A 14845-nucleotide genomic window follows, 5' to 3' on the forward strand; every position below is an offset into this window, starting at 1 on the left:
GCCCGCGTCACCTTCTTGACCGGCCCGGACTCCGCGACCGGCGCGGCCGGAGCCACGACCACCTCGGACGCCGACCCCGCCAGCCGGGTGACCGGCGCGCTCGGCGCCTCGTCCTCCACCTCGGGCGGCGGACCGGCAGCCCGCGCGGCCTTCTTCACCGGCGCACGCCTGGCCCCGGTACCCGCCCCCGCTCCCGCTGAGGCGTCGGCCTGGGCAGCCGGAGCACCAGCGGCGTCGCTCACCGGGACACCGCCCGCAACGGCGGAAGCCTCGGGCGCACTCCCCGCAGCGGCGGAAACCTTGGGCGCAGTAGCGCTGCCCGCAGCGGAGGCGGCGGGCGCAGTGGCACCGCCCGCGGTGGAGGCGGCGGGCGCAGTGGCACCGCCCGCGGTGGAGGCGGCGGGCGCAGTGGCACCACCAGCAGCGGCGGTGGGGGTGGCGGGCGCAGTGGCGGCGGCCTCTTCGGCAGCGGCGGCCTCGGCGGCGGCCTTCTTGGTGGTCCTGCGAGCGCGCTTGGGCTTGGCGACGGCCTCCTCGACCGCCGCACCCACCGCGGCCTCGACCGGGCTCCCGGCCTCAGCCGAGCCCCCGGCGCCGGCCGTACCTCCGGTCCCGGCCGAGCTCGCGCTACCGGCCGTACCTTCGGTCCCAGCCGAGCCACCGGCTCCGGCCGAGCCGCCGGCGTCGGCCGAGTCCTCCGGCTTTCCCGGGTTGACGACGATCACGCTCGGCGTGTCGTCCACGGGTGCGCCGGCGGGCCGGCTGGCCGACCTGCGCCGCTTGGCGGTGCTTCGTTCCTCGTTTGTGTCCCCGTCGGCGCCTGCGGCGCCGGCGTTGGGCTCGTTGTCGAGCATGCGGGCGTTCTCCCGTCAGCTCCCGGGCGCAGGGTCTGCGCCGCGCGGGAGCTCTCGTGTCTCGTTGTCCGCCCGCGTCCTCCGGAGAGGGCGCGGGCGCCAAGTCCTGTCAGGGGCGGCAACACCTGGTGGGGCGTTGCCTAACCGCCGCCGTGCTCGCCCGCCGGTCCCGTGTCGCCGCCGCGCGTCGTGTCGCGGTCAAGGTCGAGCGGGTCGGCAGGCTCACCGGTCGCATCGAGCGGCCCCTGCGCCAGCCTGATCACCTCGGGGGGAATCGGCGGCGCGAAGTCGGCCACATGACGCAAACCTGCGAGCACGTCGTCGGGTCGAACGGCAGGAGTCATGTGCCGAACAACCATGCGCAGTATGACACACGACTGCCCGGGCACCTGAGCTGCGGTTCTGTCTGTTTCCTCAAGGCTGAGCACAGCCTCGCGCGCGTCGAACCGGCGGATGCCCTTCTTGGTGAGGCGCTCCACCTCCACGGTCTCGGCCGCGAGGAACTTCTCCACCGCGCTCCGAGCCGACCCCACGTCGGCTCCGGGCAGGCGCAACTCCCAGACCGAGGCCTCCAGCCGCTCGGCGAAGCCCGCCGTGCGCGCCTCGACGACGTCGAGCACGTCGAGGCCGGGGGGCAGCGAGGCGTCCAGATCGGCCAGCAGCCGGCCCGGGTCACACGGCTCGGTGACGCCGATCTCGAGGTATTCGGCCTCGCTGGCGACGCCGGTCGGCGCCGCTCCCGCGTAGGAGATCTTGGGGTGGGGTGAGAAACCCGCACTGAACGCGACCGGGATTCCGGCGCGGCGAACCGCCCGCTCCACCGCCCGCGAGATGTCGCGGTGGCTGGTGAATCGCAGGCGGCCACGCTTGGCGTAGCGCACGCGAAGGCGCTGCGCCGTCGGCGCGGGAGCCGGCCCTTCGGGAACAGATTTCAGAGCCTGTCTTTCCTTTCTCACGTCAAGGCGAGCCGTACCCGGCGGGTGGGCTGCCTCTCCATCCTGTTGGAAGTTCTTCCCCCTCAGGATAAGGCCGCGGGCAAGCCATCAACCCCCGCTGACCTCCACGATCTTGTCCGCTCCGGTCACGTCCCGGTCACGTGCCATCATCATGCGATGAAAAGCATGCTGGTCACCGGTGCGAGCGGATTCGTCGGCGGTGTCACGGCCGCGGCCGCCGCCGCGGCGGGCTTCGCCGTGCACGGCACCCGCCTGTCCGGAAGCGGACATTGGGAACGCCTCGACCTCACCCGGGACGACGCCACCCTCGCCCTCGTGACGCGGCTCGCGCCGGACGTCATCGTGCACACCGCCGCCAGGTACGGCGACGACGGGGTCATCGTCCAGGGCAGCGCCGCGGTCGCCGCGGCGGCGAGCCGTACCGGGGCCCGGCTGGTGCACGTCTCCACCGACGCCGTCTTCGGCGGCGACCGCGCTCCCTATGACGAGAGCGCCTCGCCCGCCCCGATCACCCCGTACGGCAGAGCCAAGGCGGCGGCCGAGGAGGCGGTCACCCGGCTGTGCCCCGACGCGGTGATCGTGCGCATCTCCCTGGTCATCGGCGACGGCGGGGCCAGCCCGCACGAGCGCCTGGTCCATGACGGGATCCCCTGCTTCGAGGACGTGCTCCGCACTCCCGTGCACGTGACCGACCTGGCCGCGGCCCTGGTGGAGCTGGCCGGCTCCGGTCTCACCGGCGTGGTGCACCTGGCCGGCGCCGACGACATGAGCCGCCTGGAGCTGGGCCGGCTGATCGCCGCCCGCGACGGCCTCGACCCGGCGAGCGTGTGCTCCGCCCGGGCGGCACAGCCGTACCCGCTGGACACCCGCCTGCGCAGCACCCGATGGCCCGCCCTGCGCGGCGCCCGCGAGTTCCTCAAACCGTAGGCAGCGTCAGCTCAGGTCGTAGAAGGAGGGCCGCCGACCAGGCCCAGCGTCAGACGACGGTGAGCGGGAGCAGCTTCCGGCCCGTGGGCCCGATCTGGATCTCGGTCCCCATCGTCGGGCAGACGCCGCAGTCGTAGCACGGCGTCCACCGGCAGTCCTCGACCTCGGCCCCGTTGACCGCGTCCTGCCAGTCCTGCCAGAGCCAGGAGCGGTCGAGCCCGGCGTCGAGGTGGTCCCACGGCAGGACCTCGTTCTCCTCGCGCTCGCGCGTGGTGTACCAGGCCACGTCGACTCCGGCCTGCTCGGCGCACTTGAGCCACCGCTGGTAGGAGAAGTGCTCGCTCCACCCGTCGAAGCGCCCGCCGTCCTCCCAGACCGCGCGGATGACCGCCCCGACCCGACGGTCGCCCCGCGAGAGCAGGCCCTCGACGATGGACGGCTTGCCGTCGTGGTAGCGGTAACCGATCGACCTGCCGTACTGCTTGTCGTTGCGCAGCGAGTCCTTGAGCGCCATGAGCCGCCGGTCGACGGTCTCGGCGTCGGCCTGCGCGGCCCACTGGAAGGGCGTGTGCGGCTTGGGCACGAAGCCGCCGATGGAGACGGTGCAGCGGATGTCGCGCGAGCCGGTGACCTCGCGGCCCGCGGCGATGACCTTCTTGGCCAGGTCGGCGATGCCGAGCACGTCCTCGTCGGTCTCGGTGGGCAGCCCGCACATGAAGTACAGCTTCACCTGCCGCCACCCCTGCGCGTAGGCGGTGGTCACCGTGCGGATGAGGTCTTCCTCGGTGACCATCTTGTTGATCACCTTGCGCATGCGCTCGGACCCGCCCTCGGGCGCGAAGGTGAGGCCGGAGCGCCGGCCGTTGCGGGAGAACTCGTTGGCCAGGTCGATGTTGAAGGCGTCGACCCGGGTCGAGGGCAGCGACAGCGAGGTGTTGGTGCCCTCGTAGCGGTCGGCCAGCCCCTTGGCGACCTCGCCGATCTCGGAGTGGTCGGCGCTGGACAGCGACAGCAGGCCGACCTCGTTGAAGCCCGACTCGCGGATGCCGTTCTCCACCATGTCGCCGATCGTGGTGATCGACCGCTCGCGCACCGGCCGGGTGATCATCCCGGCCTGGCAGAAGCGGCAGCCACGGGTGCAGCCGCGGAAGATCTCGACGCTGAACCGCTCGTGCACGGTCTCGGCCAGCGGCACCAGCGGCTTCTTCGGGTAGGGCCACTCGTCGAGGTCCATCACCGTGTGCTTGTGCACGCGCCACGGCACGCCGGAGCGGTTGGGCGCCACCCGGGCGATGCGCCCGTCGGGGTGGTAGGTCACGTCGTAGAACTTCGGCACGTACACGCCGCCGGATTCGGCCAGCCGCATCAGCAGCTCGTCGCGCCCGCCGGGCCGTCCCTCGGCCTTCCACTCGCGGACGACCTCGCTGATCGCGATGGAGATCTGCTCCCCGTCGCCCAGCACGGCCGCGTCCAGGAAGTCGGCGATCGGCTCGGGGTTGAACGCCGCGTGCCCGCCGGCCACCACGATCGGGTCGTCCTCGCCACGCTCGGCGGCGACCAGCGGGATGCCCGCCAGGTCGAGCGCGTTGAGCATGTTGGTGTAGCCCAGCTCGGTGGAGAAGGAGACGCCGAAGACGTCGAAGGCGCGCACCGGCCGGTGACCGTCCACGGTGAACTGCGGGACGCCGTGCTCGCGCATCAGCTTCTCGAGGTCGGGCCAGACCGCGTAGGTGCGCTCGGCCAGCGTGCCGGGCAGCTCGTTGAGGATCTCGTAGAGGATCGCCACGCCCTGGTTGGGCAGGCCCACCTCGTAGGCGTCGGGGTACATCAACGCCCAGCGGACCTCGGCCTCGTCCCAGTCCTTGACGGTCGAGTTGAGCTCACCCCCCACATACTGGATCGGCTTCTGCACCGCGGGCAGGAGCGCCTCCAGGCGCGGGAAAATCGACTCGACAGACATACCCCAAGACTATCGGGACGCCGGGCATGGCCGGGCCTGCCTAGGTGAAGGCCTGGTCACGCATCCGGATGGCCTGCAACAGGCCGACCGCGATGAGGTTGGCGAAGGTGGCGGTCCCGCCGTAGGACACGAACGGCAGCGGCAGGCCGGTGATCGGCATGATGCCGACGGTCATCCCGATGTTCTCGAAGATCTGGAAGGCGAACCAGCACACGATCCCCCCGGCGACCAGCGTCCCGAAGCGGTCGTCGCACAGCCGCGCGATGTTCAGCCCCCGCACCAGCACCACGCCGAGCAGCGCCACCACGGTCACCGAGCCCAGGAAGCCGAACTCCTCACCGGCTACGGTGAAGACGAAGTCGGTGTGCTGCTCGGGCACGAACCGCCCGGTGGTCTGCCCGCCGTCGAACAGGCCCTTGCCGAACAGCCCGCCCGAGCCGATGGCGATCATCGACTGCGTGCTGTTGTAGCCGACGCCGCGCGGGTCGGTGCTCGGGTCGATGAAGGCGGTCAGCCGCGCGAGCTGGTACGGCTCCAGCAGCTCGAAGTAGAAGACCGCCGCCGCCCCGCCCACCGCCGCCAGCGCCAGGCCGATCAGCAGCCGCTTGCGCACCCCGCCAATGGCCAGCGCGCCGACGAAGATGACGCCCATCACCAGCGTGGTGCCCAGGTCGGGCTGGAGCATGACCAGCCCCATCGCCAGCGCCGCCGCCAGCGCGCCCAGGAACACGTCCAGCCAGCGCGGCCGGTCGGTGCCCTCCTTGGGCCGGGCCAGCAGCATGGCCAGCAACAGCACCAGCCCCAGCTTGGCGAACTCCGACGGCTGGATGGCGAAGCCGCCGCCCAGCATGATCCAGGAGTGCGAGCCGTTCACCTCGGTGCCGAGCGGCGTCAGCACCAGCACCAGCCCGATCACGGTGACCGCGTAGATCACCGGCGCGTAGGCCCGCAGCAGCCGGTAGTCCAGCATCGCCACCGCGCTGCTCAGCGCCAGCCCGATCGCCACGTTGAGCAGGTGCTTCTTCACCAGTCCCGTCGAGCCGGGCGCCCAGGTGCGGGTCGAGGACCACACCAGCAGCGTGCCGATGACGCACAACGCCACCACCGCGACCAGCAGCACCCCGTCCAGCTTCCAGACCGCCGCCCGCGCCCCCGCCCGGGTGAAGGGCCGCCTCCTGGCGAGCAACGTGCGTTCGGTCATCGCTGCACCGTCCCGTCCGGGGCGATCGTCGGCAGCTTGGTGACCGGCTTGACGGGCTCGGTGCCCTTGATGCCGTAGATGCCCTCGTAGATCTCCCGTACGGCCGGCGCCGCGGTCTGGCCGCCCATGCCGCCCTGCGAGACCATCACCACGACCACGTACTTCGGGTTCTGCGTCGGCGCGAAGGAGGCGAACCAGGAGGTGTCCGCCTTGCCGTACACCTCGGCGGTTCCGGTCTTGCCGCCGATCTTCACCAGGTCCATCGGGAAGCCGGAGAAGGCCCCGGCCGCGGTGCCGTCGGAGGCGACCTGGCTGAGCGCGTTCTTGATGTAGGCCCGCTCGGCGGGGCTGACCGGCAGCTTCCCGACCACCGGCACCTCGATCTTCTTGACCAGCGTGCCGTCCGGCCGCACCAGCGCCCAGCCGATGCGCGGGCTGCGCAGCTTGCCGTCGCTCACCAGCGCCGCGTACGCCCGCGCGAGCTGCAGCGGCGTGGACAGCACGTCGCCCTGGCCGATGGAGAAGTTGGCCGCGTCACCCGGACGCAGCAAGTAGCCCTCGACGCAGTTCTCGTGGGCCAGCCGCTTGAGGAAGGCCTGCCGCGACGCGCTCTTCACCTCGGGGTAGCCGGTGCGGGAGCGCTTGCACGTCTCCGCGCTGGTCTGCGCCCACAGGTTCTTCTTCCACGCCCGGTCCGGGATGCGCCCGGCCGACTCGCCCGGGATGTCGATCCCGGTCGGCGAGCCGAAGCCGAAGGCCCGCGCGGTCGCGGCGAACCGCTCCTTGGCCTTGGGACCGGCGTGCAACCCGCCGTCGCGGATCCACTCCTCGTAGGCGGCCTTGTAGAAGATGGTGTCGCACGACTTCACCAGGGCGGTGTGCATGGTCAGCGTGCCGAGCCCGATGCCGCGGAAGTTGTGGAAGGGCCGGTCGCCCACCATGAACGCGCCCGGGCACCCGTACGTGCCCTTGATCGGGTAGCCGGAGCGCAACATCGCCGCCACCGAGGAGACCTTGAAGGTCGAACCCGGCGCGAACTCGCCCTTGATCGCCCGCGACACCAGCGGCTTGCCCGCCTTCTCCGACAGCAGCCGCTGGTACTCCGCTTCGGAGATGCCGCCGGCCCACACCGCCGGGTCGTAGCCCGGCGCGCTGGCCAGCGCGATCACCCGGCCGGTCTTGGCGTCCAGTACGACGCCCGCCGCGCCGTCGGCCCGCGGGGCCTTCTTCATCGCCCCGTGCACCGCCTTCTCCACGAAGCCCTGGATCCGCGCGTCGATGCTGGTCACCAGCGTGTCCCCGGGGATCGGCGCGACCTGCTGCTCGACGCCGATCGGCTTGCCCAGCCGGTCGACCTGCACCTTGCGCAGGCCCGGCTTGCCGCGCAGCTCCTCGTCGTAGGTCGCCTCCAGCCCGTCGCGGCCGACCAGGTCGACGCCGGAGAAGCCGGCCTTCAGGCCGTCGCGCCGCTCCAGCTCCTCCTCGGTGACGGGCTGCAGGTAGCCGAGCATCTGGGCGCCCGCCCGGCCGCCCGGGTACTCGCGGACCGCCTGCACCTCCGCGGTCACGCCGGGGAACTCCTCCTGGCGCTCCAGGATGGTCAGCGCCTCCCGGGTGCTGACCCGGTCGTCGATCGGGATCGGCTGGTACGGCGAGCCGGTCCAGCACGGCCGGGTCACGCCGGGACCGCACGGCCTGATGCGCTTCTCCAGCGTCTTGACCGGCCGGTCGAGCACCTCCGCCAGCCGCTGCAGCACCTTCGGGTTCCTGGTCGCCTGCTGGCGGTCCACCGACACCACCAGCGCCGTGCGGTTGCGCACCAGCGGCCGTCCCGACGAGTCGAGGATCTGTCCCCGCACCGCGGGCACCACCACGTTGCGGTTGCGGGTCTCGGCGGCGGCCGACACGAACTCGTGCCCCTGGACCACCTGCACCTGCCACAGCCGCACCGCCAGCACGGCCAGCAGCGTCAGCACCAGCACGTGCAGCACGACCAGCCGAGTCCGCATCCGGGTCACGTCGCCAGCCTCCCCCTGCCGCTCCACGAGATCGTCCAGACCACGACCGGCGCCAGGATCAGCGTGTACACCATGGTCACCGGCACCATCTCGGTCAGCGTCGCCATCGTCACCCGCGAGTCGCCGATCAGCCCGCCCACCGCCGCGGCCAGCACCGGCGCCAGCACCACGCAGAGCACGACGGTCGTCACCGGCCCGCCGACGCCGCGCCCGGCCAGGAAGCCGATCAGCGCGTAGACGAAGGCGTACTGCCCCACCAGGTGCGCCGCCGGCGGCATCAGGTCGGCCAGCAGCCCGGCGCAGAAGCCCATGACCGCCCCCGCCACCGGCCCGCGCGTCGAGGCCAGCCCGATCACGGTCAGCAGCACCAGGTCGGGCACCCCGCCTGCCGGCAGGTGCAGCCGGTTCACCAGCGTCATCTGGACCAGCAGCGCGGCGACCAGCGCCAGCGCGGCGATCACCGCGACTCCTTGGCCGCCGGCGGCAGCACCGCGTCCCGCGGCTGCCGCGTCGGCGCCCGCACCACCACGCCCACCACGTCCAGAGCGCTCAAGTTCGCGTACGGCCGGGCGTAGGCGCTCCTCGTCAGCTCGCCCGGCGTGGCCTCGACCTGCTCGATCACCCCGATCGGCACCCCCGGCACGTACGGCGTGCCCTTCTCCGACCCGAAGCTCACCAGCCGCAGCCCCCGCGCGAGCGGCGCGGTCGAGTCGAGCAGCCGGAAGCGCACAAGCCGCCCGCTGTTGCCGACGCCGCTCACCACGCCCAGCTCGTTGCCGCCCTCCACCCGCGCGCCCGCCGAGGAGGCGGGATCGCTCAGCAGGACCACGGTCGCCGTGCTGCCGCTGGCCGCGACCACCCGCCCGACCAGGCCGTCGCCGTTGAGCACCGTCATGTCCGGGCGGACCCCGTCGGCGGTGCCGGCATCGATCTCGATCGCGTCCTCGAACCCGGGGTGCCCGCGCCGGGCGATGACGGTGGCCGGGAGCACCGTGTACCCGCCCGTGCCGGCCAGCCCCAGCATCCGCTGCAGCTCGGCCGACCGGGACTTGTCCAGCGCGGCCGTCGCCAGCCCCGAGCGCAGCCGGGCGTTCTCCGCCTCCAGCCGTTTGATGCGCTCCTGCGCCGAGGGCGCGTCGACCAGCGCGCTGAAGAACGACCCGATCGGGCGGGTCACCGAGGAGCCGACCTGCTGCGCCGTACCGAACACCGAAGCGCCGATCCCGCGCAGCGGGCCCAGCGGCGAGCCGTCCCCCGCGCGATGGTCGACGGTCAGGATCACGAGCGCCGCGGTCAGCAGCAGTCCGAGGATCAGCCGGGCGCGGCGCGTGTCCCTCATGAGTGACGTGCCTCCGGAACCAGAACCTGCTGCAGTTCCTCGAACTCCTCCACGCACCGGCCGGAGCCCAGCGCCACCGAGTCGAGCGCGTTGTCGACCAGGTGGACGGGCATCCCTGTCTCATGCCGGATGCGGTCGTCCATTCCCTTGAGCAACGCCCCGCCGCCGGTCAGTGCGATGCCACGGTCCATGATGTCGCCCGACAGCTCGGGCGGGCACTTGTCCAGGGTCGTGCGCACCGCGTCGACGATCGCGTTGACCTGCTCCTCGGTGGCCTTCCTGATCTCCTCGCCGCTGATCACGACGGTCTTCGGCAGCCCGCTCACCAGGTCGCGCCCGCGGATCTCGGCATGGCACTCGTCGCCCGTCTCGCAGGCCGAGCCGATCGCCATCTTGATCTCCTCGGCGGTGCGCTCGCCGAGCATGAGGCTGAACTCCTTCTTGGCGAAACTGATCACCGCCTGGTCCAGCTCGTCGCCGCCGACCCGGATCGACTGGCTGGTCACCACGCCGCCCATCGAGATGATCGCCACCTCGGTGGTGCCGCCGCCGATGTCGACGACCATGTTCCCGGTCGGCTCGTGCACCGGCAGCCCCGCGCCGATCGCGGCGGCCATCGGCTCCTCGATGATGTAGACCTTGCGGGCCCCGGCCTGGTAGCCGGCCTCCTTCACCGCGCGCTGCTCCACGCCGGTGATGCCGCTCGGCACCGCGATGATGATGCGCGGCTTGGCGAAATGGCGTCGCCGATGCACGCGTTGGATGAAATAGCGCAACATGCGCTCGGTCACGTCGAAGTCGGCGATCACGCCGTCCTTCAGCGGCCGCACGGCGACGATGTTGCCGGGCGTCCGGCCGATCATGCGCTTGGCCTCGATGCCAACCGCCACGATCTTTCCGGTCGCGGTGTTGATGGCGACGACCGAGGGCTCGTTCAGGACGATGCCGCGGCCGCGCACGTAGACCAGCGTGTTTGCGGTGCCGAGGTCGACCGCCATGTCGCGGCCGAGAAAGGCGAGCTTGCTGCCCATGGGGAAAGTGGCCTTCCGTCACGTCGTACGCGGATGACTACGGATCGCACCCGAATCGTAACGTGACGTACCCACCCTGTGGCGCAATGAGCGCTTCCGCACCAGAAAAATCTTTCCTCGCTAGCCGACCCTCCTTTTACACCGGCTCGCCCTTTTCCACCGTCCCTGAACAGCAGAAACGCCGGACCCCCGTGGGATCCGGCGTTTCCGGCAGACCTTAGAAGCGGTCCGGGAAGAAGATCTTGATCTCGCGAGCGGCGGACTCGGGCGAGTCGGAGCCGTGCACGACGTTCTCGCCGATCTCCAGGGCGTGGTCGCCGCGGATCGTGCCGGGAGCGGACTTCACCGGGTCGGTGAGGCCGGCCAGGGCGCGGAAGGCCTCGACCGCGCGCGGGCCCTCGACGACCAGCGCGACCAGCGGAGCGGAGGTGATGAACTCCACCAGCTCGCCGAAGAACGGACGCTCGGAGTGCTCGGCGTAGTGCGCCTTGGCGACCTCAGCGTCGAGCTGACGCAGCTCCATGGCGACGATCTTGAGGCCCTTGCGCTCAATGCGGGCGATCACGTCACCGATGAGGCCACGCTTCACCCCGTCGGGCTTGATCAGGACAAGAGTGCGCTCGGACACGGGAGGTTCTCCTTTGAACAGATCTTGGTCGCGACAGATGCGCGTGACGTCGCACAGCTTACCGTTACGCGCACCCCCGCCCTCTCGGTTACAGCCGGTCCCCGTCCTCTGGTGACTGGGCCGGGGGTGGCACGACCGGGAGCTGGGCGCTGGTGACCACCCTCGGCACCTCCCCGGTCGGCGCGTCGTCGGCCTCGTCCTCCGCCACCACCGCGCTCTCGGCGCTCTCGGCGCTCTGAGCGCTTCCGGTGGTTTCGGTGCCTTCGGCGCGGGTCTCGGCCTCCTCGGCCTCCGCCTGATCCGGCCCCTTCTCCGGCTCAGCAGGCGTCTTCCGCCGCCCCGCCTCGCCCACCGGCGCCTTCGCCGCCGCGTTCGCGCCACCCGTGTCCCCCTGCGCCGACACGGTGACCATCTCCCGCTCCTCGGCGGGCTTCTTGGTCGCGTACGGCTTGGCGAACACCGGCGGCGACATCTCGGGAGCCGCGACGACGGCCTCCTCCGACGGAGGACCGTCACCCTCGGCCTCGGTCCCCGCCCCCGGCCCGCGAGCCAGGAACGAGGCCAGCAGAATGACCACGACGACCAGGAACCCACCCACCAGCGCCCACCCGTGCAGCGCGCCGACGAAGTTGTCCACCAGTTGCTGCCGCGTCCGCGACCCGGCGACCCGCATCACCTGCACCCCGGTACCGAGCAGGTATCCGGCCAGCACCCCGGGAAAGCACAACGTCAACGCGAACAACGCCGACCCCACCCCGGCCTGCCGCAACGCCCCCACGAGCGCGACCCCCGCCCCGACCGCGAGCAGCGCGAACGGCACGGCCAGCCAGATCCCCTCGGACGTCGGCACCATGAGGCGGATCCCGCACAGCCCCATCACCATGCTGAGCAGCCCGGCCGAGACCAGCCACCGGCGCATGGCTCCGCCGTACACGCCTGCCCAGAACGCGGCCGCGACGGTCAGCACGGCCGCGATCAGGAACGGCGCCCACAGCCCCTTCAGCCCCGGACCGCCCATGCCACCCATCTCGACCATGGTGGTCTGCGCGGCGGTCGGCAGCACGACCGTGCCGACCGCGACCACCGCGTAGGCCAGCGTGCGGCCCTCCCGGTTGCCGATCGACGCCAGCGCCAGCAGCGCGCCGACCGAGAGCGCGGCCGCGGCCAGCACCAGGAAGGCGCCCCAGTCGCTGTAGGTCGTGCCGATCGCCAGCACCGCGATGCCCGCGGCGGGCACGGCCGACAGCGACAACCGGCTGTGCTCGACGCCCTGCGGCGCGGGCGTCGCGCTCTCGCCGCGCAGCACCCACAGCACGAAGTATCCGGCCGCCAGCGCCAGCGCCACCCCGGTCAGCAGCGGGTACGGCTGCAGCGTGATCTTCCAGCTCGTGACCCCGTCGAGCGGCCACAACGCCAGCGCCTGCGCGCAGAGCAGGCTCGCGGCCAGCAGTCCCGCCCAGACCGCGCGCAGCGCAGGCCCGCGGTCCCAGGCGGCGACCAGCGTCGCGGGGATGAGCAACCCGGCGCCCACGCCGTGCAGGACGCGCAGCACGCCGACCATGAAGGTCGAGCCGGCGAACCCGCCGAGCACGTCCGCCACCGCCAGCAGGGCGAGCCCGCCGACCAGCAGATGCGCGACCTTCACCTTGCGCAGCACGATCGCCGCCAAGGGCACGGTCAGCATCGTCGCCGGCACGGACAACCCGTGCGCGCGCATCAGCCCGACGCGGTCCATCTCCTGCGGCAGCAGATCGCCCACGACCGAGACGGTGTTGGGGATGGCGACGATCGCGAGCGGCAGCGCGACCAGCAGCAGCGCCCCGAGCACGACGTCGAAGAGGAGGGGTGAGGTGTACCAGCCTGCGCTGGTGCCCGGTCCCGCGGCAGCCGCCTGCTGGGACCGCTGAATTGGGGGGACGGCCATGTAGGCCGACTTTAGCGCGAAGTCACGCCCTCGACACGGCGAGCGACGATAATCGCCGTGATCCACAGCACGGCGAAGAGTCCGCCAAGAAAGAACATGGTCGGCACCAGGAAACCGGTGGCGATCGCCAGCACCTGCACCACCGTGCCCGCCGCGTACGCCCACGGCCGCTTGAGCATCCCGGCCACCAGCACGCACAACACCGCCAGGCCCACGCCCGCGGTCACCGCCAGCGCGGGGGCCACGTCGTTCAGCTTGATCGCCACCGGCGTGACCAGCCCGACGACGATCGCCTCCATGCCCAGCACCGTGGCGCACAGGCGGCGCAGTCCCGGTGTCACGACGAATTTCACGTCTCGTCTCCAGCCTCTCGCCGCGCCGGCTCCAGCTCCGCGCGGCTCACTCCTCGTCCCCGGCCTTCATCAGATGCCGTGCGTCCCCCGCGGTCACCACGGACCCGGTGATCAGCACGCCCGTGCCGCTGAACTCGCCCTGCGCGTCGGCGATCCCGATGCCGCGGTCGATCGCGTCGTCCAGCCGCTCGACCACGTGCACCCGGTCCGCCCCGAAATAGCCTTCGGCCAGCACGCCCAGCTCCGCGGCCGGCATCGCCCGCGGCGAGGAGTTCGTCGTCACCACGACCTCCTCCAGGACCGGCTCCAGCAGTTCGAGGATGCCCGACACGTCCTTGTCGCGCATCACCGCGACCACACCGATCACCTTGGCGAAGTCGAACGACTCCTCCACGGCCTCGATGGTCGCCTGCATGCCGCCCGGGTTGTGCGCCGCGTCCACGACCACCGTCGGGCCCCGTCGCACGACCTCCAGCCGGCCCGGCGACGTCACCTGCGCGAACGCCTGCCGGACCAGGTCGGTGGCCAGCGGCTCGTCGCCCCCGGTCATCGCCTCGACCGCCGCCAGCGCGCACACCGCGTTGCTCGCCTGGTGGGCGCCGTACAGCGGCAGGTACACCTCGTCGTAGGCGCCCTTCAGCCCGCGCAGCGTGAGCAGTTGCCCGCCCATCGCCACCTCGCGGGCCAGCACCCCGAACTCCAGACCCTCCCGCGCCACCACCACGCCGGTCTCGGCGGCCTGGCGCATCAGCACCTCGGCCGCCTCCAGCTCCTGCTGCGCGAGGATGACCGTCGCGCCGGGCTTGATGATCCCGGCCTTCACCCCGGCGATGGTCGCGATGTCCTCGCCCAGCCGGTCGGTGTGGTCCAGCGAGATCGGCGTGATGACGGCCACGTCCCCGTCGGCGGCGTTCGTGGCATCCCACGTGCCGCCCATCCCGGTCTCGATCACCGCCACGTCCACCGGCGTGTCCGCGAACGCGGCGAACGCCATCGCGGTCAGCACCTCGAAGAACTGCACCCGCCGCCCGCCGTCGCGCTCCAGCAGATCGACGTAGGGCAGCACCTCCTCGAACACCTCGACGAACCGCTCCTCGCTCAGCGGCTTGCCGTCCACCACGATCCGCTCGCGCATCGTCACCAGGTGTGGGCTGGTGAACCGCCCCACCCGCAGGTTGCGCTCGCGCAGCAGCGTCTCCGTCATCCGCGCCGTGCTCGTCTTGCCGTTCGTCCCCGCGATGTGCACGATCGGGTACGCCTTCTGCGGCTCCCCGAGCAACTCCAGCAGCGCGGTCACCCGCCCCAGCGTCGGCTCGAAGTCCCACTCGACACCGCGCTCCATGATGGCGCGCTCCACTGCTCTGTACTCCACACCCTCAACCCTACTGATCTGCGGGTACGGCTCGCGCCCCGGGCCAAACCCGATCATGTGTTTCCCTGGCTTGGACATGGGCCGGCCTCCGCGAGAAGCCTCAGTAAACGCAAAAAGGCCCGCCCGGACACCCGGGCGGGCCTCGAACACAGACGAGGCCGTACCCGATCACCGGGTACAGCCTCATCTGATCAATATTTGTGCGGCGGCGACCTACTCTCCCACACCCTGGCGAGTGCAGTACCATCGGCGCAGAGAAGCTTAACTTCCGGGTTCGGAATG

At 71.6% G+C, this 14845-nt stretch carries 12 protein-coding genes and 1 rRNA gene; 1 reads left to right on the plus strand and 12 read right to left on the minus strand.

All coding sequences use genetic code 11. The annotated features are described in order from the left end of the window. Window positions 1–994: 994 nt before the first annotated feature. A complete protein-coding gene (locus tag ACIBG7_RS29680) occupies window positions 995–1735 on the minus strand; it encodes a TIGR03936 family radical SAM-associated protein (RefSeq protein WP_397338353.1) in 741 nt (246 codons plus the stop codon). Window positions 1736–1966: 231 nt separating this feature from the next. Here ACIBG7_RS29680 and ACIBG7_RS29685 point away from each other — a divergent pair, with 231 nt between their 5' ends. Continuing rightward, on the plus strand, window positions 1967–2737 hold the full coding sequence (locus tag ACIBG7_RS29685; protein WP_397338354.1) for an SDR family oxidoreductase: 771 nt from the start codon (window positions 1967–1969) through the stop codon (window positions 2735–2737). Window positions 2738–2786: 49 nt separating this feature from the next. Here the strand turns inward: ACIBG7_RS29685 and ACIBG7_RS29690 are convergent, their stop codons facing one another. From ACIBG7_RS29690 to rrf, 11 genes are all read right to left on the minus strand, one after another. After that, on the minus strand, window positions 2787–4697 hold the full coding sequence (locus ACIBG7_RS29690) for a TIGR03960 family B12-binding radical SAM protein (protein WP_357934077.1): 1911 nt from the start codon (window positions 4695–4697) through the stop codon (window positions 2787–2789). 40 nt (window positions 4698–4737) lie between these two features. Then, window positions 4738–5898, minus strand: coding sequence for a rod shape-determining protein RodA (rodA, locus tag ACIBG7_RS29695; RefSeq protein WP_357934074.1), 1161 nt, complete (start codon window positions 5896–5898; stop codon window positions 4738–4740). Then, window positions 5895–7907, minus strand: coding sequence for a penicillin-binding protein 2 (mrdA, locus tag ACIBG7_RS29700; protein WP_357934071.1), 2013 nt, complete (start codon window positions 7905–7907; stop codon window positions 5895–5897). Before mrdA ends, rodA begins: the two co-directional genes overlap by 4 nt. 5 nt (window positions 7908–7912) lie before the next feature. Continuing rightward, the gene (gene mreD / locus ACIBG7_RS29705; RefSeq protein WP_357934068.1) at window positions 7913–8377 is read right to left on the minus strand and encodes a rod shape-determining protein MreD; all 465 of its coding nucleotides are present in this window, start codon (window positions 8375–8377) and stop codon (window positions 7913–7915) included. Then, the gene (gene mreC / locus ACIBG7_RS29710) at window positions 8374–9255 is read right to left on the minus strand and encodes a rod shape-determining protein MreC (RefSeq protein ID WP_357934065.1); all 882 of its coding nucleotides are present in this window, start codon (window positions 9253–9255) and stop codon (window positions 8374–8376) included. Before mreC ends, mreD begins: the two co-directional genes overlap by 4 nt. Continuing rightward, window positions 9252–10286 carry a rod shape-determining protein gene (locus ACIBG7_RS29715; protein ID WP_357934063.1) on the minus strand — a complete coding sequence of 345 codons (1035 nt, stop codon included), beginning with the start codon at window positions 10284–10286 and terminating at the stop codon, window positions 9252–9254. Before ACIBG7_RS29715 ends, mreC begins: the two co-directional genes overlap by 4 nt. A 217-nt stretch (window positions 10287–10503) precedes the next feature. Next, window positions 10504–10914: a nucleoside-diphosphate kinase gene (gene ndk / locus ACIBG7_RS29720; RefSeq protein WP_357934060.1), complete on the minus strand. Its 411-nt coding sequence runs from the start codon at window positions 10912–10914 to the stop codon at window positions 10504–10506. 88 nt (window positions 10915–11002) lie between these two features. After that, window positions 11003–12838, minus strand: a complete 1836-nt coding sequence (locus tag ACIBG7_RS29725; protein ID WP_397338355.1) for a hypothetical protein — start codon at window positions 12836–12838, stop codon at window positions 11003–11005. 11 nt (window positions 12839–12849) lie between these two features. Beyond that, entirely contained in the window at window positions 12850–13191 is a 342-nt protein-coding gene (locus tag ACIBG7_RS29730; RefSeq protein WP_357934054.1) for a DUF4233 domain-containing protein, read from the minus strand. Window positions 13192–13237: 46 nt separating this feature from the next. Beyond that, window positions 13238–14533, minus strand: a complete 1296-nt coding sequence (locus ACIBG7_RS29735) for a folylpolyglutamate synthase/dihydrofolate synthase family protein (protein ID WP_357934283.1) — start codon at window positions 14531–14533, stop codon at window positions 13238–13240. 230 nt (window positions 14534–14763) lie between these two features. Next, window positions 14764–14845: ribosomal RNA gene (gene rrf, locus ACIBG7_RS29740) — 5S ribosomal RNA — on the minus strand; the annotation flags it as partial.

The organism is Nonomuraea sp. NPDC050328 (genome assembly GCF_044459405.1).
Lineage (GTDB): Bacteria > Actinomycetota > Actinomycetes > Streptosporangiales > Streptosporangiaceae > Nonomuraea.

Coding starts and splice junctions, on each gene's coding strand:
- ACIBG7_RS29685 (WP_397338354.1), top strand. CDS start 1,967: ATGAAAAGCATGCTGGTCACCGGTGCGAGCGGATTCGTCGGCGGTGTC.
- ACIBG7_RS29690 (WP_357934077.1), bottom strand. CDS start 4,697: ATGTCTGTCGAGTCGATTTTCCCGCGCCTGGAGGCGCTCCTGCCCGCG.
- rodA (WP_357934074.1), bottom strand. CDS start 5,898: ATGACCGAACGCACGTTGCTCGCCAGGAGGCGGCCCTTCACCCGGGCG.
- mrdA (WP_357934071.1), bottom strand. CDS start 7,907: ATGCGGACTCGGCTGGTCGTGCTGCACGTGCTGGTGCTGACGCTGCTG.
- mreC (WP_357934065.1), bottom strand. CDS start 9,255: ATGAGGGACACGCGCCGCGCCCGGCTGATCCTCGGACTGCTGCTGACC.
- ACIBG7_RS29715 (WP_357934063.1), bottom strand. CDS start 10,286: ATGGGCAGCAAGCTCGCCTTTCTCGGCCGCGACATGGCGGTCGACCTC.
- ACIBG7_RS29725 (WP_397338355.1), bottom strand. CDS start 12,838: ATGGCCGTCCCCCCAATTCAGCGGTCCCAGCAGGCGGCTGCCGCGGGA.
- ACIBG7_RS29735 (WP_357934283.1), bottom strand. CDS start 14,533: ATGGAGCGCGGTGTCGAGTGGGACTTCGAGCCGACGCTGGGGCGGGTG.